Annotated in this window: 13 protein-coding genes; 2 read left to right on the forward strand and 11 right to left on the reverse strand. The window is 46.1% G+C overall.

Features of this window, described 5'->3' with window-relative positions; all coding sequences use genetic code 11:
- Positions 1–126 precede the first annotated feature (126 nt).
- Positions 127–780, forward strand: coding sequence for a LiaF transmembrane domain-containing protein (locus C7460_RS11610; RefSeq protein ID WP_115868274.1), 654 nt, complete (start codon positions 127–129; stop codon positions 778–780).
- A gap of 33 nt (positions 781–813) precedes the next feature.
- Here C7460_RS11610 and C7460_RS11615 read toward each other — a convergent pair whose 3' ends face one another.
- The 5 genes from C7460_RS11615 to C7460_RS11635 form a co-directional block, all read right to left on the reverse strand.
- On the reverse strand, positions 814–1,098 hold the full coding sequence (locus tag C7460_RS11615) for a DUF427 domain-containing protein (protein WP_115868275.1): 285 nt from the start codon (positions 1,096–1,098) through the stop codon (positions 814–816).
- 73 nt (positions 1,099–1,171) lie between these two features.
- A complete protein-coding gene (locus C7460_RS11620) occupies positions 1,172–1,873 on the reverse strand; it encodes a hypothetical protein (protein ID WP_147302923.1) in 702 nt (233 codons plus the stop codon).
- A 7-nt stretch (positions 1,874–1,880) separates the two neighbouring features.
- Positions 1,881–2,696 carry a hypothetical protein gene (locus C7460_RS11625; RefSeq protein WP_170147979.1) on the reverse strand — a complete coding sequence of 272 codons (816 nt, stop codon included), beginning with the start codon at positions 2,694–2,696 and terminating at the stop codon, positions 1,881–1,883.
- A gap of 2 nt (positions 2,697–2,698) precedes the next feature.
- Positions 2,699–4,924: a M1 family metallopeptidase gene (locus C7460_RS11630; RefSeq protein ID WP_170147980.1), complete on the reverse strand. Its 2,226-nt coding sequence runs from the start codon at positions 4,922–4,924 to the stop codon at positions 2,699–2,701.
- 16 nt (positions 4,925–4,940) lie between these two features.
- On the reverse strand, positions 4,941–5,519 hold the full coding sequence (locus tag C7460_RS11635) for a HupE/UreJ family protein (protein WP_115868278.1): 579 nt from the start codon (positions 5,517–5,519) through the stop codon (positions 4,941–4,943).
- Positions 5,520–5,594: 75 nt separating this feature from the next.
- Between C7460_RS11635 and C7460_RS11640 the strand changes: the two genes are divergently transcribed.
- Complete coding sequence (locus C7460_RS11640) at positions 5,595–6,062, forward strand: DUF6702 family protein (RefSeq protein ID WP_170147981.1); 468 nt, start codon at positions 5,595–5,597, stop codon at positions 6,060–6,062.
- On the opposite strand, the gene C7460_RS11645 is transcribed toward C7460_RS11640, so the two are convergent.
- From C7460_RS11645 to C7460_RS11670, 6 genes are read right to left on the reverse strand one after another with little or no spacing between them, the layout of a single operon-like run.
- Positions 6,019–8,655, reverse strand: coding sequence for a ligand-binding sensor domain-containing protein (locus tag C7460_RS11645; protein ID WP_115868280.1), 2,637 nt, complete (start codon positions 8,653–8,655; stop codon positions 6,019–6,021). The two genes, C7460_RS11640 and C7460_RS11645, sit on opposite strands and share 44 nt — an antisense overlap.
- Positions 8,656–8,660: 5 nt before the next feature.
- A complete protein-coding gene (locus tag C7460_RS11650) occupies positions 8,661–9,629 on the reverse strand; it encodes a hypothetical protein (RefSeq protein ID WP_115868281.1) in 969 nt (322 codons plus the stop codon).
- Between the two features lies 1 nt (position 9,630).
- On the reverse strand, positions 9,631–10,878 hold the full coding sequence (locus C7460_RS11655) for a PKD domain-containing protein (protein WP_115868282.1): 1,248 nt from the start codon (positions 10,876–10,878) through the stop codon (positions 9,631–9,633).
- A complete protein-coding gene (locus C7460_RS11660) occupies positions 10,875–12,998 on the reverse strand; it encodes an OmpA family protein (protein WP_115868283.1) in 2,124 nt (707 codons plus the stop codon). The genes C7460_RS11655 and C7460_RS11660 overlap by 4 nt, the downstream gene beginning before the upstream one ends.
- Positions 12,999–13,007: 9 nt before the next feature.
- On the reverse strand, positions 13,008–13,913 hold the full coding sequence (locus tag C7460_RS11665) for a PorP/SprF family type IX secretion system membrane protein (protein ID WP_115868284.1): 906 nt from the start codon (positions 13,911–13,913) through the stop codon (positions 13,008–13,010).
- A complete protein-coding gene (locus C7460_RS11670) occupies positions 13,910–23,263 on the reverse strand; it encodes a tandem-95 repeat protein (protein WP_221409502.1) in 9,354 nt (3,117 codons plus the stop codon). Before C7460_RS11670 ends, C7460_RS11665 begins: the two co-directional genes overlap by 4 nt.
- Between the last annotated feature and the right edge of the window lie 28 nt (positions 23,264–23,291).

Below are 23,291 nucleotides of genomic sequence, written 5' to 3' on the forward strand. Positions count from 1 at the left end.
AGTCATTTTGTCATTTTCTTACAACTCAGCCTGATAAATCAACAGTTCATCACTTTGTAGTTGTACGCTCATAGTGATTTATGTTCTTTTGAAACAATTCTTATTCAGCTTAACCTTACAAACACTATGAAATCAAATCGCAAAGCATTTTTCGGCATCATACTGGTGTTGATCGGCATTTTACTTCTGCTCGAAAACCTCAACATTTTGCCAGATATCCCCAGATATGTCTTTTCCTGGACTCAGATATTTCTACTGCTTGCCATTGTCAATCTGGCTTCTGGCAATCGCTCCGGGGCACTTATTTTCGCACTGCTTTGGGGGTTCTTCTTTACCCAGCAGCATACCCCATACAGTGTGGCCGATTACTGGCCAGTACTGCTCATCATCCTCGGGCTGTCGTTTGTATTCAAGTCAAAAGGTAGTCCACAACGCTCTTCAGATGACTCGTTTTTCGATGAGGTCAATGTTTTTGGAGGTAGTACCGTGCAAATAACCAGTCAGACGCTCAATGGTGGCAAAGTCACCAACGTGTTTGGCGGTGGCACTGTAGACCTACTTCAGGCCAAAGCCGATGACGGCACGGTGATCGAGGTGACGAATATCTTTGGTGGATGTGACTTACTCGTCCCTCAAGACTGGAATGTAACCATAGATACCACAAACATATTTGGGGGTTTTGAAGACAAACGGCCCAGCCCTATCAACACCAGCGGCCCCAAAGTATATATCCGTGGGCACTCCATTTTTGGTGGAGGAGATATGAAAAGCAGTAAATAACTGCTCTGTGAGCGTCGTTGTACCCCAACGGCGCTACGCTTCTTTTACCTCTACCCCATTCCAAAAGGCCACATATCCTTTGATGTTTTTGGCCAGCTCGCTGGTCTCCGGGTAATACCACGCTGCATCCTCGTTTTGCTTTCCGTCCACCTCTAGCGTATAATAGCTCGCAGTACCTTTCCACGGACATACCGTATGGGTGTCGCTAGGCTTAAAATAATCTGTGTGAATACTCTCTGGTGGGAAATAGTGATTGCCCTCTACCACTACCGTTTCATCACTTTCTGCAATAACCTGATCGTTCCAAATGGCTTTCATAAATAGCTTTGTTTTTGTGGTATAGTACCCCAAAAAGTCCGGTGTGGTTTTAGGATTAAATGCAGATGTCTTCTTATTGACTTTCTGGACGTGCGAAAAGCTTATCATTGGCTCCCACTCCCAGGAGTACCTCATCAAACACCAGCTCCCATTCGAGTTGGTCCGCTTCAAAACGTACTGCAGTAGGTATGAGCATACCTCCGTATGACTTGTACTTGTCTATTACTTTCAGCATTGACAGGTTTTGGCTCCCAAAGCGTGTTTGGATCTGCTCATAGTAGAGTCGGTAGTTTTCCGTATCGATAAAATAGGTTTTCAAATAGGCCTCCTCAGCCATGGTAAACGCGTAGTACAGTACACCTTCCATATCTCGCAGGCCTTCAAACTGCAAGTGCTCACGGTATGGATAGAGCGGACTCCCAGGCGTATAACTATTTCTTAAAATGAGCTCCTCAGATGCTGTAGCGGTTTCGACTTGATATTGCTTTTTCCAGGGTGCGATGCTCCAGGCTACCGTACCATCATATGCCTGCGCAAATCTTTTGTTTTCATAAACTCCGGCGATGCGGATTTTGCCAGGGCGCTTGTAAGTGAGTATCATCGGAAAGCCATAGTACCTTTCGTCTACAAGCTTGCCGGATATTTCCACTGTTCTGATTTCTTCCCACTGCTTCTGACCATGTGCTTCGAAGTGCTCCTGGAGAATTTCTTCGGCCTCCTGGCTATAGCCCAACGAGGCGATAGTGCAACAAATCAAAAGTAAAAAGAAGCGCATGTTAATCTTAGAGCTTAAGTTTTTCAGGACTATCGAAGGCTCCTTTTGGTGCTTTTTTCAATACCTGAATGTCTGTAAGATCCCGCTCTCCACGGTCGCCCGAAAGCAGGAGTCCGTTGTAGTCCTGATAATCTCCCCACGGCAATACAAAGTTGGGTTCTTCCTGATCAGCGTTTCGGAAAAATGCCCACTGCGTCACGAGCTTTTGGTCTACGTCTACCCACACTTCGTAGGCATTGTTTGGGGTTACTCCTACGTTTTCGAAGGTAAGCCTTAGTACATCAGCTTTATCCCCAGCCATGGTGGTGTCTTCTCGCTCATAGGTCAGCGTCACTCCAGAGTCTTTCAGCTTAAAAGGCATCACCAGCCAGTAACTGTCGTTGATCCAGATTTCCTTTCCTTTTTGCAGGTATTTGGCTACGCTATCCGGGTTAGAAAGTTCTTTACCGGCCCGCCACACGTTGCCTGTTTCATCGTGGAGGTTGAGTGCTATGGTCAGATCTTTAGCTGGCATGTCCACACGCACCCGATTATTGGCTTTGTCCCAAAGCAACGTCCTCGCACCGAAAAAATTCCAGTAGAGGACGTTGGTTTGATCCCATTTAGCTCTGCCACCCATGGCATTCATCACCTGATCGGCTATTAGTATTGCGATAGGCGATGACCCTTCGATGTTGAAATCCTCTCCCGGAGGATTATCATATTCGATTACTTCAGTAGGCTCACCTGAATCTGGCTGGGAGAAATTGGTTTCTCCATTGCTAGAGGTTTTGCAGGCTGCCAGTGCGAGCAACATACTGAATGGTAGCAGGAGCTTTTTCATAGTTATTCTGTTTGTTTCTTAAACTTCTCGAATCTTGAAGGTGTTTCCACCCGAGGAAAAGTATTGTTGGATATTTCCACATCTGCTGTTTCGTTGAACGGATCGTATTTCAAGCTAACGACTTTTTTATCCTTAATGAAAAGCTTGGTCACCTCTTGTTCATTCAATTTCCATATTTCTGCCGGTAGCTTTTCGATTTCCCTGGAGCCATCTTCGTAGGTCCATTCCAGTATCAGTGGCATCACGAGGCCTCCCTCATTTTTAAACGTAGCCTTGTAGTAGTTCTTGTCTGCCATTTCAGCTTTAATACTTTCCTGATCAAATCGATTTCTAAACTCACGGTATGAATCCTTGGTCAACGGGCTGAAATCAAGCTTTTTCGGTACATCGTTGATTTCGTTGCGGTTCTTAGAAATAGACTCTTCCTCAGCTACCTTTTGCTCTACGCCTTCACTTTCCACATCCATTCGGTACCACGTGACATCTGCCACGTTTACGTCTACATTGTCTGTGCTGTAAAACCAGCCTCTCCAAAACCAGTCTAAATCCACAGCTGAGGCGTCTTCCATGGTGCGGAAAAAGTCTGCAGGGCTGGGGTTTTTAAACGCCCATCGTTTGGAATACTCTTTGAAAGCATAATCAAACAGCTCAGGGCCCATCACTACCTCTCTCAGAATGTTGAGCGCTGTGGCAGGCTTAGCATAGGCATTGTTACCAAACTGTAGAATCTGTTCGGAGTTGGTCATAATCGGCCTGAATAGCCCTTTTTCGCCACTCATGTATGGAACGATCTTATCCGCCGGGCCTCTTCTGTGCGGAAATTCTTCACCAAAAGTCACTTCGAAATCCTGCTCGGTAAGGTACTGCACGAAGGTATTGAGCCCTTCGTCCATCCAGGTCCACTGGCGCTCATCAGAGTTGATGATCATAGGGAAGAAGTTGTGCCCTACCTCATGGATGATCACACCAATCATACCGTACTTAGTCTTATCAGAATACTCCCCATTTTTGTCTGGTCTTCCGTAGTTGAAGCAGATCATAGGGTACTCCATCCCGATGGAAGCAGAGTGCACAGATATTGCCTTGGAGTACGGGTAATCGATGGTGTATTTGGAGTAAGTCTCCAGCGTTTGGGCAACCACACGGGTAGAATAGTCTTCCCACAGTGGGTTTCCTTCTTTGCCATAGTAAGACATGGCCATTGGCTTTTTGCCATTGATGTCTACTGCCATGGCATCCCAGATAAATTTGCGTGAAGCCGCAAAAGCAAAATCACGAATGCTATCTGCCTGAAACACCCAGGTTTTACGGCCTTTGGCTCTTGATTTTTCGTTTTTGATCGCCTCCTCTTCGGTAACAATCATTACTGGCTTGTCAAAGGTATTTCTTGCCTTCTCCAGTCGATCACGTTGTGTTTTTGTGAGTACATCTTTAGGGTTTTGCAAAGTACCTGTAGAAGCTACCATAAAATCCTCCGGCACGGTGATAGCCACTTCGTATGACCCAAAAGAAAGTGCAAATTCTCCTCTACCCAGAAATTGTTTGTTTTGCCAGCCTTCATTGTCGCTGTAAACAGCCATACGAGGAAAAAACTGAGCAATCGTGTAGAGTCTGTTGTCATCCTCCGGGAAGTACTCGAACCCTGAGCGTCCTCCGAGTTTCATACGATCGTTTACGTAAAAGCTCCAGGCAATACCAAAAGAGGTTTTTTCTCCTGGCTGCAAAGGTTTGTCAAGCTCTACTCGCATCATAGTTTTGTTGATGCGGTAGGTCATGGGTGCACCATTGGCATCTTTCACCCATTTTATTTTAAATCCACCATCGTAATCAGGCGTACCTGCGAGGTTGTAATAATCCTTTACGGTAAGCTCATCTTTATATTCTTTAGCCTCTACTAGCGGAGTATTAGAATCGTCTGCACGCATGTTTTGATCCAGCTGCACCCACAAGTAATTGAGAGGATCCGGAGAGTTGTTGTAGTATGTGATGGTTTCTTCTCCTGTAAGCAGCTGCGTTTCATCATCCAGTGAGATTTTCATTTTGTAGTCAGCCTGCTGCTGCCAGTAGTCTTTACCTGGAGCTCCAGAGGCTGTACGGTAGGTATTGGGTGTGGGCAACAAATGGTCTAGCTGCTCAAATTTTTGTTTCCACTCCGTATCTGCTTGTGCCCATGTGGAGCATAGCGCACTTGCCAGCACGGTGGCCGAAAGCATAATCCTCTTTAACATAACTGTGTTTTTGGGTTTATAAATAATTTGAATCCAATATAAGCACCAGTGCCACTCCTGCCACTGCCGCTGAGATCGTCAGCTTCCAATCTCGCCGACTCACTCCAAAAATTTGTACACACAAGAACCCGGCAGCAAGCAAAGCTGCTACCACGATCACCTGTCCTACCTCCAAACCAACATTGAAGGCGAAAAGTTGTGTGATGATACTTTCATCTTTTCCCAGAAGGCTTTTCAGGTAATTGGAAAAGCCCAGTCCGTGAATAAGCCCGAAAAACCCTGCAAACAGGTAATTTCTCACACTTACCCGCTCACTATCTGTACGAGCAAAAAGATTGAAAATGGCTGTAATAAAAATGGTAACTGGTATCAGAAACTCTACCAGATCTGTGTCGATATTTACTATGGACAAGGTGGATAGCGCCAGCGTGAAAGAGTGCCCCAAAGTAAAGGAGGTCACCAATACCAGCACGCGTTTCCAATCGTCTGCCTGGTAGAGCGCACAAAGCGCAATGACGAACACTATGTGATCGTATCCGTTTTTATCCAATATATGCTGCAGGCCCAGCTCGTAAAATGTTTGAAACTCTGACATAAATTGGCGCTAAAATATTTAATGTCACCTTTGCATGAAAAAACCATGCCCAAATTTTGATGAACGGTCTCTGATATGACTTCTATGCTTTTATTCCTGTTTAGTTTACTACTGCACCCCTATTATGTAAGTGTCTGTGATGTGGTCTATGATGAGGACACCCAAGCGCTACAGATTACGCACCGCATTTTTCTAGATGACCTGGAGCAAGCCATAAAACCCAACCACCCAACTGTGAGCCTGCTAACGCCATCTGACGAACGCAAAGCTGCACTTACGGCCTACTTTAATTCGCACTTTGCTTTGGAGTGCAATGGTGAGAAAAGCAACTATGATTTTCTAGGTGCAGAAATAGAAGATGATGTCATCTGGTGCTACCTGGAGGTACAAAACGTAAAAGAGATCCCCAAACTGAGGATCTCTAATAAGATTTTGCTGGAAGTGTTTGACGATCAGAAAAATCTCGTTCACTTCAAAATGCCCAATGACAAGAAGAGTTTTATTCTGGATGCTGGGCAGGTGCAGGCGGAGTATCTACCTTAACACTGTGTATAGCCGCTTCAGCCTGTTTTTTTGCCGCACTTTTAACGTAAATTCTGTGAGACACCAGGTTTTCTACCGGGAATAACACCAACGCCAACAACGTGTGCATTAGGACCTGGAAGATCGGCGCACCGCCTGCAAAATCTTCCAAATACGGCTCCAGCTGTGTGTGGATGTATTCGAAAATGATGAATAAGCTCACATAGATCAGGAATTTTACCAGGCCTTTGTTCTTTAGCTTTTTGGTAAAAAACACCGTGATAACCACCAGTATGATCAGGAAAATCACTTCGCCAGAGGAAAACCACCATGTTCTCCAATAAGGAGGCCTTACTTCAAATGCCGCCTGATAGACATTGTCATCAGACCAATACACCGGGTTGTCTGACTGTCTCACTTCGAAGCGGTAATTTCCTGGATCCAGGTTGGTAAATGTCATGCTATTTTGGGAAGTTGGCGGAGACCACTCGTTATCATACCCTATCAAACGATACTGGTATAGGTTTTTATCAGGAGCTAGTAAGTTTACCGCTACAAAATCAAATGTCAACTCATTTTGGTCATAAGCAAAGCTCAAATCCCTGGGAATGATCCCGTTAAGTTCTTCACTGTCACTATGCTCTTGCAGATCTACTTCTTTGTAAAACAAGCGAACATCCATGATGTGGGTTTTCAAGGTTTGGTAGCTAAATCGCTTGTGAGGTGAAGACAAGTAAGTGATACCATGTCTGTTGCCCATCCATATGTTATGGTCTTCATCACTAAACGCACTGTTTTGTAAAAAATTTAGCTCGCCCAGTCCACTTTTGCGAGTGAGTGTAGTGATGGAGTTGGTATGCTCATCCAGCCTGCTAAGGCCTTTTCGGTGGCCTATCCACACGTGATCATCTCTATCTGCAATAATAGAGTTGCAATAGTCGGAAAGCAGCCCATCATTTTTTGTAAACCGAATAAACTCCTCTCCATTGTATTCAAATACTCCGTTACCATAGGTTGCTATCCAGATATTTCCCGACCGATCCATGGTAAGGGCATTCACATCACGTGATGGAAATATTTTGTCTTTGGTAAGTAAATCTACCTGCCCATCTGCGCGTATCACCGCCAAGCCTGCAGAATGTGCTGCGGTCCATACATTGCCACCTTTATCTATCTGCAAATCATAAATTTCGTTGTGATAAAACCCCGTAGATGTTGCATAATGGGCCACCTGCTCATCACCTTCATATTTATACACGCCGTGTCCGGAGATGGATACCCAAAGGTTTCCTTGCTGGTCCACTTCCAGAGCATGAACCGGAGAGACTTCAAAATTGAGATGCAAAGGAAAGCGCTCGATCTTTTCGAATCGCTCATCGGCCTTGAATACGCCGTTAGCCTTGGTACCTATCAAAAAGGAACTATCCAATGCATAACTAAATGTGGTAATGGTCATGCCATCAAAGAAATCTGAGCGATAATATTCAAATACCAGGCTATCATTCTTGTCTGGATAGTGAGCCTTTACTATGCCGTCTTCCGTTCCAAAAAACAACTCATGGTATCGGTTTTGTATGGTGGCCGAAAAGTTGGAAGATCGCAGCGTCTTTTCAAATGAATAGTAATGGAGTGATTTTTCCACTAACTGAGCCAACCCTGTACCCAGCATGCCACACCACATGGTTTCGGCTCGATCAATGAGGATAGCTCCTATCTGATTTCCCGGAAGGGATTTGTTCGTGTCAAAATGAGTATACTGTACCGGTAGTTTTTTGTCTTGATTAAAATTGATTTTGTATAAGCCATGGTAGCGCGTGCCTAGCCATAAGTCTTTATTGGGTGCTTCCTGAATGGTAACGATGCTTTCACGCGGAAGAATTTTGGTTTTTATTGCCACATCGGCATACCTGCCACTGCGGTCTGCCAGGGCATTGACCATATACAAGCCTTCATCTTCAGTGCCTACCCAAAAGCCGTTGGAGCCATTTTTGGGTTGCATGGAAAGGACATTGATAAAATCCAACACCTCGATGTTTTCCATCTGCTGAGGCGTACCACTCGCCACATCAAATCGAAAAAGCCCTTCGGATGTACCTACGTAAAGCACATCACTAAAAATGCCCATCGCATTGGCCACTACACCTGCAAGAGCCGGAACCAAAAACTCGTCGGTTTTACCTGTGGCTGGATCAAAGCGAAACAAGCCATTGTTTTGAGTCAGCAGCCAAAGCTGATTTTTACTATCACGTTCTATGCCCATGATCCGAGAGGCTGAGCCCGAGCCTTCTTTGATCGTTTCAAACTGAACTCCATTCCAGTGGCGTATCGCGCCATTGTCTTCTCCGAAATAGGTAGAAGTAGCATAGCTCTTAGACGCAGTAAATGCCTGAGGCAACGAGTCGTTCTCGTAATAGCTTTCAAACTTGTCCCCATCGTATCGGAAAAGGCCGTTTTCCGTGCCTATCCACAAAAAGCCTTCATGGTCCTGACTGAGGGTATACACAAACGTGCCGGTAAGTCCGGATTCTGGGTTGAACACACGCTGATCGAAGAAAATAGCGTTTGCCCACTGGCTAACTAGCAGCCAGACTAGAAGTAGGGATATGCGTTTCATAAGCTTTAGTCTTTGAGATACGAAAGATTGACCTTGTACTTATACTTTGGCGGCCCGCCAATAGGTATGGTAAAAAAGGGTATGGCTCTATCGTACTGGTTTCGGAGGTAAAACACCATGTCGTTGTTTACCCGTCCGTGTTTTAAAATCTGAATGTCTATTGTGGTATTTTGCTCTTCGGGGGTGATTTCATGTGTGCTGTAGGCCCACCCGAGATTTGGTGATCGCGCCATTTTATGCCGGTTTTTGGATACCGAATAAATGACCAGCTCTCCATCATAGTCAAAATCAAAATTGTGCTGAGTGATGGATATGACGTCTTCATCTATGAATGGATAGATATGTGCAATGATCTGATTTTTTTGCGGTAGCCGAAAAGAATACTCATAGGTAAAGGCGTTGGCCCCTTCTACTTCGATATTTTGGTTTGGGTCCAGGCTAAAAAAGTATCGATACAAGTTACCATCGTCACCTTTTACTCCTTCACAAATGATTTTGAATACGTTTCCCTTTACCGATGGGTCGTTTTCACCCTGAGAAGGGTTAAATGGACCGAAAGTGTACCACTTGCCATCATATCTTGGGTCGTTCTTAAAGGTCTTGGTAGCGAGCAGCGTTCCACTTTTGAAATTTCCGATTGGATCTATTTGCTGAGCATCCGGATCGGTATGTGCTCCCTCTCCTCCATAAATGGAAAACTTGGAATAAGAATCAAATTTTGACTTTGGTTCGTCATATTGCCCTCCAACATCCGGGTCTAGCACTCGGATGTATACTGGCTCCTTGAAAGAGTAAGGCACCACAAAGAAAAACGTCTGCGTGTAATCGTCATCTCCCCAGGATAGCGGAGAGTCTTTGCTAAACGTGACGAGAAAATCTACATTTTCGACCTCATTGGGTACGCGCTGAGCAATGGCTACAGATTGTACGACCAGCAGTGCGATAACCGAAACTATTTGTAATGATTTTTCCATGTTATTGAAGGCCGGTTACTTTAAAATCTGTTCTACGATTGAGCGACTCATCTTCATAATCGCAACCACGAGTGACGCAGGTATTGATCAGTGCACGCTGTACCGCCGGATCCGCCACCGATAGTTGGGCAGCAGCCACTCCTTCGCTGATCAAATACTCCCGAACGAGCTGGCTTCTAGATCGTGACAAACGAACGTTGCGCTCATAGTCTCCTCCCGTGTGTGTGTATGATCCGACCACAAAGCTGAGAAATGGATAAGCTTTCATGAGGTCAGCATTCTTATTGAGTGCTTTCTTCATTTTTTTAGTCAGGCCGCTGGTGTTTAGCTCAAAATACAAAGAGCGAAATTCGATTGGCTGCTGCTCAAGTACCCCAGCGGCAGCTGCCGTCATCAACTCGCGCTGTGTGGTCGCATCTGCTCCTTCCGGGATGGTAAACTCATCCGATAAAAACATCTGACTTCCTCTGTAGACTAACAGTGCGTAGGACTCTCCTCCGGCAATTCCCTCTTGAGCAACTGTCTGGTAAGAATCTCCCTGCTGCTGTACAATTCGGTATGCTACAGGTGTAGCTAAAAACCGGGATGGTACTTCCAGGCCATCGAAATAGTCTTCTAGTCGACCTCCAGTGGGGTCTGCCATTTCAGCTTTTAATAGCTGCTGAGCACACAAATGAATAATGTCTGTGTCGTTTCTCAAGACCACATTGAGCACCAATGCATACTCAGCGGCAGTGCTGTAGGTGATCTCCGGGTTCTTCTCACACGAAAAACGACCGTCACCAAACGACCAATAATAAGCCTCCAGCTCATAGTTTTTAGGGTGTTTCAGCTCATAGGTAGGAGTAAATGGCTCTTGTACTTTCACCTCCACCGGCTCCATAGCCAGTGCAAATTCGCCCCGAATGTACACGTCTACTTCCAGTTCGTTTTCCATGACCACCTTGGTGACCAGGTCAGTTACGGTAAGTGCAGCATTGTATTTCCCTGCCTTTTCGTAGCAGTGCTCCACCTCCAGACCTTTTTTTTGCGTGCCATCGCCCATGTCCCAGGAAAAGTCCATTTCCAGCCCATCAAAATCAAAAGATTCTGTGATGTCGAGATTGATGCATTTTACTGGCTCTATATAATCGGTACAGGCTGCGGCTCCTCGCTCGTAAAAGTCCTGTGCTCCGCATCCTTCCTGAGCATAGGAAAAAATGCTCACAGCAAGGAACCCTGTCAGTACAGTCAAATGAATTTTTGTCATTGGATGATCACGTTAAATTCTGCTCGACGGTTGATGGCATGCTCTACTTCGGCACATTTCACTCCGTCTACACAGCGATTGAGAATGCCCTGCTCACCATAGCCATTGATAAAAAATCTGGAGCCAGAGATACCCTGCTCCATGAAATAGCGAGCTACCTGTTGTGCCCTTTTGAAGGTCAGTTCGTTATTAAATTCGATCGAGCCACGGCTGTCAGAGAAGGTTTTGATCTCTACTTTCGTGCGTGGAGAGGCTTTGAGCACCCCTACAGCCGCATCGAGTTCCGATTTGTACTTTGTCATAAAGTCGGTTTCATCCAGCTCGAAATACACGTTTTTGATTTCGAAACTTTCGCCTACTTCGTAGCCCGACTGGGTGAGGATCTCCATTGCCCGGTCTTTCAGCGAAAGTGATGGGTCTCCTACGGTTTTGTCTAATAGTATTTTTTCATCACCAGCCACGAGGTATTTGTAGTCTCCCAATTCACGGTATTCAAACACCTGATTGTCTACTGTAAGAATGAGCCGTTCGCGGTTATAGTATTTTTTAAAGGCCTCAAAATCCGTAGTATCAGTAGGTGGCCCAGCGGCTACTTGTGCCGCGCGCTCGAGTAGTATGTCCAGCTCTTTTACGGCACCAGCATCTGCGCCGGTAGTTTCGAGGTGATAAGTATGTGTCTCATAGCCCGGTTTGGCTATGGTAAATTCGTAAGATTCACCAGGGATTGCAGGCATAGTAAGTACACCATTTCGGGAGGTATATCGGCTCTCTACCAGCGTGTCATTTTTCAGGACACTGATCAGGGCATCTCCTATGGGTTCCGCTGTGTTGGCATCTGCCACCAAAAACTCTACTGCTACCCAAATCACACAGAATCTGTAGATATCATCATCCAGTCCTCCATTTTTGCGATTCGATGTGAAAAAGCCAGCACTTCCTGTAGCATCACTAATGTAGCCAAAGTCATCTTTGGAAGAATTGTAGGGATAGCCAAGATTGACAACCTCTAAATGCTCGTGGGAAAGATCAACTACAAAAAGGTCTCGTCCGCCAAGGCCACCATGACCGTCAGAGGCAAACACAAGCTCATCTTCATTCATCACAAATGGAAAAGACTCGCTGCCTTCAGAATTGATTTCAGGGCCCATATTCACTGGATTACTCCAGGTGGTTCCATCCCAGGTGGCCATATAGATATCCGCCGCCCCATAGCCGCCAGGCATGTTGGATGCAAAATAGAGTGTCTTATGGTCTGGACTGATGGCCGGGTGGGCTACCGAATATTTCTTTGGTGCCAAATCCAGTTTTTCTACGAAGGTGAAGGAAAAATCCTGGGGATTAAACTTGGCATGATATATCGCCAAATGTCCTCCTCCATCAGCTCCGTCGGACTCGTTTTGAGTGAAAATGAACTCGTCCTCACCCAAAAACACCAATGGCCCTTCGTGAAAAGTAGAGTTAATATCGGCGTGAAAGGGTACCGGATCACTCATAGTGCCGTCTTCATTTTCATGTGTGAGGTACAGGTCGTTATAGTCCTCTACTTGCCAGTTGAGTACGTTTTTAAACTTCTCTGTGTCTTTGCGTGAAGAAATAAAAACCAGTTTATCGCCAAAGTAGGCTGGCGACCAATCCGCCTCCTCAGTATTGATACGAATGGGCTGAAATGCTACTGCCTGTGAATCCTGAAAATGAAAGTGGATGTTGTCCAGCGTGGCTATTTTTTTGCCTGAGCGCGAATCATGACTCGCCTCCTCGGCATACTTGTGAAACCAGACTTTGGCTTCATCATATTTTTCATTGTTGGTGAGCGACTGGGCGTAATGCAAAAAGTAAATGGGGTCCGCCGAGTCATTGTCTTTCAACCCACGCAAATACCATTTTTCTGCATCCTTGTAGTGAAACGTATGCCGTGCACATTCAGCGATTTTCAAAGCCAAATCCTGACGTGTGGTGTCCTTTCGGTACACCTGACGAAAAAGTGGCTTTGCCTTATCATAGGCATAATCCTGAAAGTATTCGTTTGCACGATTTTCTTTGTCCGTCACTTGATCAAGCAGCTGTGCGGAGGCTACCGACGATAGCCAGATCATTGTCAATATGTAGATACTAATGCGCATTGACTCTGCTTAGAAATTTCTTGGGTTCATCAGACGCCTTGCGCCCCTGGTAAATCGATAATTGATGACCAGCTCATGACTACCAGCATTGGCGTTGTTGAGACCATTGGTACTGATATCATAGGCATATCCAAAACGAAAATGAGCCGAAAGTTGTAGCTCAAAGATGATATCTACAGACTCCTGATGGCGATAAGAAGCTCCTATCCAGACGATATCATTGAATAAAAAGCTAGAATTGATATCCAAACCAAAACCGCTTCGATCTGCAGCACGCATCATGAGGTTAGGCTTCCATTTTACATTCCTGGATATGGGGAAAACAGCCCCTACTGTCAGGAAATAATGACGTACCTGCCCCGCAATGCGGTCTGAGTTTTCACTGTATTTATTGGTAAAAAGCTGAGGTACGCTGAGCCCCGCATAAAATTGCGGCAGATAGAAATACACCCCGACACCTGCGTTTGGTAAAAATGCGCTTTCGCCATTTCCATAAAATCTTTGATCGTCCTGATTGGTCAGTTGTACGTTGGACAGATCATTGTTGAACATCGAAAAGCCGGCTTGTAGACCAAAAGAAAGGTGATAGTTGTGATGATCGATTTTGTAAGCATAGGAGCCAAAGAGCGTATGATCAGTGGTCACACCGATCTGGTCTCGTACAAACAAGGCACCCACTGCGATGTGTTTTTGACGAATAGGACTATGAACTGCCAGCGTCTGGGTGCTCGGAGCACCGTCCATACCTACCCACTGATCACGGTGCATGGCCGTAACGCTTAGCGCCTCGTGGCTACCTGCGTAGGCAGGATTGATGGCCAGCCCATTGAACATGTATTGCGTAAACATGTACTCTTGCTGCGCAGAGGCAGCAAGGCCAATGACTAATAGTATGATGGTGGTAAGTGTTTTCATCGGCTTACAATTATGTATCCGTTTAGTTGTATACCTGCCGGGTTGTTTTCACCCTGGATGGTCACGATGTAGAAATACGTGCCGTCTGGCACTTCTTTGCTGAATCGGTTAAGTCCAGCCCATGCATTACTCGTATTGTTATAGTTTGTAAACTCTTTTACCAGTGTACCCCAACGGTTGTAAATCTGTACCTTGTTGTTCGGGTAATCTTCGATTCCAGCCAGCTCCCATAGGTCGTTGATACCATCACCATTGGGGCTAAAGCCCTCTGCAGCGACGATTTGCTCACAAGCTTCATTGGCATCCAGATAGTTTGGAATACCGTCGGCATCACAGTCTTCTATCCCTTCTTCCAAATCCGACTTACCGTCTGCATCACTGTCCAAATCGAGGTAATCAGGTGTGCCGTCTGCATCTGTATCCACAGGGTTTACAGGATCAACTCCTGCTTCTATGGCGTCAGGAATCCCATCATTGTCAGCATCTGTGTCCTGGAAATCTGGAATTCCATCTTCATCTGTGTCAAAAGTACCTATCTCTACTTCATCAGGGATTTGATCATCGTCAAAGTCCCCATATATCACGTTGACCGTAAGTAATCCCTCGGTACACAAACCTCCGGCATCACAGGTTTTGTAGTAGTGGTTGAAAGCTCCGGCTTGGTCGGAAGAGGAGAACACAATCGAACCGTCAGCATTTAATGCTAAAATTGTTCTGCCATTTGAAATGGTTTCTGCTTCTACTGTGAGCTCATCTCCATCAATATCCGTGTCGTTAGCCAATACATTAGCTTGAAGTTCTTCTCCAAAAAATACTTCAAATACGTCATCATTGGCTACTGGCTGATCATTGACCGGCAGTACTTCCATCTGTAATTCAAAAGGGGTAGTTTCTCCGCCGCTCCAGATAAGCGTGATGGCCACATTTAAAGGTCCATTGTAGTTTGCTTTTGGGGTAAGGATGTTTTCGTCCAGGGTATAAAGCTCACCAGAAGCAAACGAAAGCTGCATTTCTGCTCTCGCGTTTTCGATCGTCAGATCGTCCAGAGTGATTTCGTAAGAAGTATCTTCGTCGAAAGCTATGGCACGTTGACCTGTGATGATTGGGTCATCCTGAGCACTCACCGCGATCAAAAATTCGTAAATATTACTCTCCAGCTCACCATCATTTACCGAAACCTCTACTGGCAAGTTTCCAGCGTACTCGGCAGCTATACGAATCGATTGCTCTGTAACTATGTAATGCTCGCCAGGATATATAGCCAATGAAAAATCAGTAGGGTAAGCATTGTCAGGATCTTCGACGATGAGTTCTTCTAATGATATGGTCACTGTCTCACCGGCTTGTGCGCTTTTGGCTTTCTGATCCGTAATAACCGGTGCATCATTTACTTCGCTTATGGAAATCTTAAATGTGGAAATGGTTGACGCGTCTTTGCCGCCATTGGTCGTACCTCCGTCATCAAAAAGTTGAACATCTACAGCAGCCACACCAAATGCTTGTGATTTGGTTTTAAAAGATAAATCTCCAGCAGAGTTGATGGCTGGCAGCTCGTCAAATAGCTCAGGTTTATCCACTGATAATTCAAAGGTTAGAACCTGTCCAGCCTCGTTGACAGCTCCCCAGCTCACCGAAGTAGCCCAAGCCCTAACGCTTTGATTACCAGTATTTTCTTCTATGTTTATATCAGCACCTGCCGTGAAAGTAGGCGCATCGTTCACAGCAATTACTTGCAGTGAAGCTTTAAATGGCTCCGAATCGGAAGTTCCATCATTTACCACCAGCTCTATTTCTAGTTCGCCGAAGAAATTTGAGTCTGGCGTGAGCGTTGCTCCTTGTGCCGTATAGTTAGCCCCTGAAAGCACACGGACACTCATTTCTGACAACTCAGAATCCGCATCTTCAATTTTAAGATCATCGATCTTGAAGAAAAACGATATGTCCTCCAAGGTCTCCACAGCATTTATCGAAGTGATTACCGGTGCATCGTTCACTGCATTGATCGTGATGGTGAAGGTCTCCGTGGTGGAAAGGTTGTTAGCAGCTTGGCCATCATTTAAGGTTACACTCACGGTAGCCGAACCGTAGGCATTAGCTGCTGGTGTGAACATTAAAGCTCCATTCGCATCGATCGCAGGTTGACCACTGAATAAAGCGGCGCTATCATTCGACACTTCGAATGTCAAACTCTGCGACTCTCCCTCACCTGCAGAAATTGCTGTTGCCCAGTTCAAAATTGTTTGCGCTCCTGCATCCTCATCAATTACCTGATCAGCACCTTTGGTAAAACTCGGAGCGTCATTGATCGCATTGATCGTGATCGTAAAGGTCTCCGTTGATGATAGGTTGTTAGTGGCTTGGCCATCGTTCAAGGTTACGCTCACGGTAGCTGAACCATATGCATTCGCTGCTGGCGTGTATGTCAAGGTTCCATTTGAAGCGATCGCTGGCTGTACGCTGAAAAGTGCTGAACTGTCGTTTGATACATCAAAAGTTACAGCCTCGGTTTCTCCTGGACCAGCACTGATAGCAGTTGCCCAATTCGATACGGTTTGTGCTCCGGCATCCTCATCAATTACCTGATCAGTACCCTTGGAAAAGCTAGGAGCGTCATTGACGCCATTGATCGTGATGGTAAAAGTCTCTGTTGATGACAAGTTGTTAGTAGCTTGGCCATCGTTCAAAGTCACACTAACGGTTGCTGAACCATAAGCATTCGCTGCTGGTGTGTAGGTCAACGTGCCATTTGCAGCAATCGCTGGCTGAATGCTAAATAGTGCGCTACTGTCATTTGATACATCAAAAGTCACTGCTTCAGTTTCACCAGGACCTGCGCTAATGGAGGTTGCCCAATTGGCAATACTCTGTGCTCCGGCATCCTCATCAATTTCCTGATCAGCACCTTTGGTAAAACTCGGAACATCATTGACTGCATTGATGGTGATGGTGAATGTCTCAGTTGTAGAGAGGTTGTTAGCAGCTTGGCCATCGTTCAAAGTCACACTAACAGTTGCTGAACCATAAGCATTCGCTGAAGGCGTGTAAGTCAAAGTGCCATTTGAATTGATCGATGGCTGTACGCTGAACAGTGCTGAACTGTCGTTGGTCACGTCAAAGCTCACAGATTCGGTTTCTCCTGGTCCAGCTGAAATTGCAGTTGCCCAGTTGCTAACTGAGATTGCGGTGGTGTCTTCGTTTACTACCTGATCAGCACCTTTCGTAAAGCTAGGAGCGTCATTGACTGCATTGATCGTGATGGTGAAGGTCTCGGTGGTAGAGAGGTTGTTAGCAGCTTGGCCATCGTTCAAGATTACGCTCACCGTAGCTGAACCATAGGCATTAGCTGCTGGTGTGAACATTAAAGCTCCATTCGCATCGATCGCAGGTTGACCACTGAATAAAGCGGCGCTATCATTCGACACTTCGAATGTCAAACTCTGCGACTCTCCCTCACCTGCAGAAATTGCTGTTGCCCAGTTCAAAATTGTTTGCGCTCCTGCATCCTCATCAATCACTTGATCAGTGCCTTTGGTAAAACTCGGAACGTCATTGACTGCATTGATGGTGATGGTGAATGTCTCCGTTGCAGACAAGTTGTTGCTGGCTTGGCCATCATTCAAGGTTACACTCACGGTAGCCGAACCGTAGGCATTAGCTGCTGGTGTGAACATTAAAGCTCCATTCGCATCGATCGCAGGTTGACCACTGAATAAAGTGGCGCTATCATTCGACACTTCGAATGTCAAACTCTGCAACTCTCCCTCACCTGCAGAAATTGCTGTTGCCCAATTCAGAATTGTTTGTGCTCCGGCATCTTCATCAATCACTTGATCAGCACCTTTAGAAAAACTCGGAGCGTCATTGATCGCATTGATCGTGATGGTGAATGTCTCTGTAGTAGAAAGGTTGTTTGTGGCCTGACCATCGTTCAAAGTCACACTAACGGTAGCTGAACCATAAGCATTCGCTGCTGGCGTGTAAGTCAAGGTGCCATTCGCATCGATACTCGGCTGTACGCTGAATAGTGCTGAACTGTCGTTGGTTACATCGAAGGTTACAACTTCTGTCTCACCAGGACCTGCGCTGATGGATTTTGCCCAGTTGGTGATTGTAATGGCGGTGGTGTCTTCGTTTACTACCTGATCAGCACCTTTCGTAAAGCTAGGAGCGTCATTGACGCCATTTATCGTGATGGTGAATGTCTCCGTTGATGATAGGTTGTTAGTCGCTTGTCCGTCATTCAAGGTCACACTAACAGTTGCTGAACCGTAAGCGTTGGCTGCTGGAGTGTAAGTCAAGGTGCCATTTGCAGAAATGCTTGGCTGTACGCTGAAAAGTGCTGAACTGTCGTTGGTCACGTCAAAGCTCACAGATTCGGTTTCACTTGGACCAGCAGAAATTGCTGTTGCCCAGTTCAAAATTATTTGCGCCCCTGCATCCTCATCGATTGATTGATCACCGCCTTTAGTAAAACTCGGAGCGTCATTGACGCCATTGATGGTGATGGTAAAAGTCTCTGTTGATGAAAGGTTGTTTGTGGCCTGACCGTCATTTAAGGTTACGCTCACCGTAGCTGAACCGTAAGCATTCGCGGCTGGTGTGTAAGTCAAAGTGCCATTTGCGGCGATACTTGGCTGTACGCTGAATAGTGCCGAACTGTCGTTGGTTACATCGAAGATTACAACTTCTGTCTCACCAGGACCAGCACTGATGACAGTTGGCCAGTTGCTAACCGTGATAGCGGTGGTGTCTTCGTTAACTACCTGATCGGCTCCTTTGGTAAAACTCGGAGCGTCATTGATCGCATTGATCGTGATAGTGAATGTCTCAGTAGTAGAGAGGTTGTTAGCAGCTTGGCCATCGTTCAAAGTCACACTAACAGTTGCTGAACCGTAAGCGTTGGCTGCTGGCGTGTAAGTCAAGGTGCCATTTGAAGCGATCGCTGGCTGTACGCTGAATAATGCGCTACTGTCATTGGTCACGTTAAAGCTCACAGATTCGGTTTCACCCGAACCAGCAGAAATTGCTGTTGCCCAATTCAGAATTGTTTGTGCTCCGGCATCCTCATCAATTACCTGATCAGCACCTTTCGTAAAGCTAGGAGCGTCATTGACTGCATTGATGGTGATCGTAAAGGTCTCCGTTGATGATAGGTTGTTGCTGGCTTGGCCATCATTCAAGGTTACGCTCACAGTTGCTGAACCGTAAGCATTCGCTGCTGGCGTAAAGGTCAAAGTACCATTTGAAGCAATACTTGGCTGTACGCTGAATAGTGCACTGCTGTCGTTGTTGACATCAAAGGTTACAGATTCAGTCTCACCCGGACCAGCCGAAATAGCTGTTGCCCAGTTCAAAATTGTTTGCGCCCCCGCATCCTCATCAATCACCTGATCGGCTCCCTTGGTAAAACTCGGAGCGTCATTAACTGCATTGATGGTGATCGTAAAGGTCTCCGTTGATGATAGGTTGTTGCTGGCTTGGCCATCATTCAAGGTTACACTCACGGTAGCTGAACCGTAAGTATTCGCTTCTGGCGTAAAGGTCAAGGTGCCATTTGCGGCAATGCTTGGCTGAACGCTGAAAAGTGCTGAACTGTCGTTGGTCACGTCAAAGCTCACAGATTCGGTTTCACTTGGACCAGCAGAAATTGCTGTTGCCCAGTTTAAAATTGTTTGCGCCCCCGCATCCTCATCAATTACTTGATCAGCACCTTTAGTAAAGCTAGGTGCATCGTTCACTGCATTGATCGTGATGGTAAAGGTCTCTGTTGATGACAGATTGTTGGTCGCTTGTCCGTCATTCAAGGACACACTAACGGTAGCTAAACCATAAGCATTCACTGCAGGCGTGTAAGTCAACGTACCATTTGCGGCGATACTTGGCTGTACGCTGAATAATGCGCTACTGTCATTGGTCACGTTAAAGCTCACAGATTCGGTTTCACCCGAACCAGCAGAAATTGCTGTTGCCCAATTGGTAATACTTTGTGCTCCGGCATCCTCATCGATTACCTGATCGGCTCCTTTAGTAAAACTCGGAGCGTCATTAACTGCATTGATCGTGATCGTGAAGGTCTCCGTGGTGGAAAGGTTATTAGTGGCTTGGCCATCATTCAAGGTTACGCTCACAGTTGCTGAACCGTAAGCATTCGCTGCTGGCGTAAAGGTCAAAGTACCATTTGCAGAAATACTTGGCTGTACGCTGAATAGTGCGCTGCTATCGTTGTTGACATCAAAGGTTACAGATTCAGTCTCACCCGGACCAGCCGAAATAGCTGTTGCCCAGTTCAAAATTGTTTGCGCCCCCGGATCCTCATCAATCACCTGATCGGCTCCCTTGGTAAAACTCGGAGCGTCATTAACTGCATTGATGGTGATCGTAAAGGTTTCCGTTGATGATAGGTTGTTGCTGGCTTGGCCATCATTCAAGGTTACACTCACGGTAGCTGAACCGTAAGCATTCGCTGCTGGCGTAAAGGTCAAGGTGCCATTTGCAGCTATCTCAGGTTGAGCACTGAATAGTGCGCTGCTATCATTGGTGACATCAAAGGTTACTGTTTCAGTCTCACCAGGACCAGCGCTGATGGCAGTTGCCCAGTTGGTGATCGTGATGGCTGTGGTGTCTTCGTTAACTACTTCATCAGCACCTTTGGTAAAACTCGGAGCGTCATTAACTGCATTGATGGTGATCGTAAAGGTCTCCGTTGATGATAGGTTGTTGCTGGCTTGGCCATCATTCAAGGTTACGCTCACAGTTGCTGAACCGTAAGCATTCGCTGCTGGCGTAAAGGTCAAAGTACCATTTGCAGAAATACTTGGCTGTACGCTGAATAGTGCGCTGCTGTCGTTGTTGACATCAAAGGTTACAGATTCAGTCTCACCCGGACCAGCCGAAATAGCTGATGCCCAATTGGCAATACTCTGTTCACCGGCATCCTCATCGATTACCTGATCAGCACCTTTCGTAAAGCTAGGAGCGTCGTTCACCGCATTGATCGTTATGGTAAATGTCTCAGTGGTAGAGAGGTTGTTAGCAGCTTGGCCATCGTTCAAAGTCACACTAACAGTTGCTGAACCGTAAGCGTTGGCTGCTGGCGTGTAAGTCAAGGTGCCATTTGTAGCAATGCTCGGCTGTACGCTGAATAGTGCTGAACTGTCGTTGGTCACGTCAAAGGTTACTGTTTCAGTCTCACCAGGACCAGCACTGATAGAGGTTGCCCAGTTGCTAACCGTGATAGCGGTGGTGTCTTCGTTAACTACCTGATCGGCTCCTTTGGTAAAACTCGGAGCGTCATTGATCGCATTGATTGTGATAGTGAAAATCTCTGTTGCGGATAAGTTATTACTGGTCTGTCCGTCATTCAAAGTCACGCTAACGGTAGCTGAACCGTAAGCGTTGGCTGCTGGTGTGTAAGTCAAGGTACCATTTGAAGCGATACTTGGCTGAACGCTGAATAGTGCTGAACTGTCGTTTGATACATCAAAAGTTACGACCTCTGTTTCACCAGGACCAGCACTGATGGACGTTGCCCAGTTGCCAACTGTGATCGCTGAAGTGTCTTCATTAACCACCTGATCTGCACCTTTAGAAAAACTTGGAGCATCGTTGACGCTATTAATTGTGATGGTGAAGGTCTCTGTTGATGACAGATTGTTGCTGGATTGGCCATCGTTCAAAGTCACGCTTACTGTAGCTGAACCGTAGGCATTCGCGGCTGGTGTGTAAGTCAAAGTTCCATTTGCGGCGATACTTGGCTGTACGCTGAAAAGTGCTGAACTGTCGTTGGTTACATCAAAGGTTACTGTTTCAGTCTCACCAGGACCAGCGCTGATGGCAGTTGCCCAGTTGGCAATACTCTGCGCTCCTGCATCTTCATCGATTGATTGATCAGCACCTTTGGTAAAACTCGGAGCGTCATTGACTGCATTGATGGCGATGGTGAATGTCTCCGTTGCAGACAAATTGTTAGCAGCTTGGCCATCGTTCAATGTCACACTAACGGTTGCTGAACCGTAGGCATTCGCTGCTGGCGTGTATGTCAACGTGCCATTTGCGGCGATACTTGGCTGAACGCTGAATAGTGCGCTGCTGTCATTTGATACATCAAAAGTCACTGCTTCAGTCTCACCAGGACCTGCGCTAATGGAGGTTGCCCAGTTGCTAACTGTGATTGCGGTGGTGTCTTCGTTTACTACCTGATCAGCACCTTTGGTATAACTAGGAGCATCATTGACGCCATTGATGGTTATAGTAAATGTCTCTGTTGCGGACAAGTTATTACTTGCCTGGCCATCGTTTAAGGTTACGCTTACAGTAGCTGAACCGTAAGCATTCGCTGCAGGTGTGTAGGTCAACGTGCCATTCGCATCGATCGCTGGTTGACCACTGAATAAAGCGGCGCTATCATTCGACACTTCGAATGTCAAACTCTGCGACTCTCCCTCACCTGCAGAAATTGCTGTTGCCCAGTTTAAAATTGTTTGCGCACCGGCATCCTCATCAATTACCTGATCAGCACCTTTGGTAAAACTCGGAGCATCATTTACTGCATTGATCGTGATGGTGAATGTCTCAGTAGTAGAGAGGTTGTTAGCAGCTTGGCCATCGTTCAAAATCACACTAACAGTTGCTGAACCATAAGCATTGGCTGCTGGCGTAAAGGTCAAGGTACCATTTGCAGCAATCGAAGGTTGTGAGCTGAACAGTGCTGAACTGTCATTCGACACATCAAAAGTTACTGCTTCAGACTCACCAGGACCAGCACTGATGGAGGTTGCCCAATTGCTAATTGTGATGGCAGTGGTGTCTTCATTAACTACCTGATCAGCACCTTTGGTAAAACTCGGAACGTCATTGACTGCATTGATGGTGATGGTGAATGTCTTCGTTGCAGACAAGTTGTTGCTGGCTTGGCCATCATTCAAAGTCACGCTTACTGTAGCTGAACCGTAGGCATTAGCTGCTGGTGTGTAAGTCAACGTACCATTTGCAGCTATGGCTGGCTGAATGCTGAATATTGCTGAACTGTCATTTGATACATCAAAAGTTACTGCTTCAGTCTCACCAGGACCTGCGCTGATGGAGGTTGCCCAGTTGGTGATCGTGATAGCTGAAGTGTCTTCGTTTACTACTTGATCAGCACCTTTCGTAAAGCTTGGAGCATCATTTACTGCATTGATCGTGATGGTGAAGGTCTCAGTAGTAGAGAGGTTGTTAGCAGCTTGGCCATCGTTCAAAATCACACTAACAGTTGCTGAACCATAAGCATTGGCTGCTGGCGTAAAGGTCAAGGTACCATTTGCAGCAATCGAAGGTTGTGAGCTGAACAGTGCTGAACTGTCATTCGACACATCAAAAGTTACTGCTTCAGACTCACCC

This window comes from Marinoscillum furvescens DSM 4134 (genome assembly GCF_003386095.1).
Taxonomy (GTDB): Bacteria; Bacteroidota; Bacteroidia; order Cytophagales; family Cyclobacteriaceae; genus Marinoscillum; species Marinoscillum furvescens.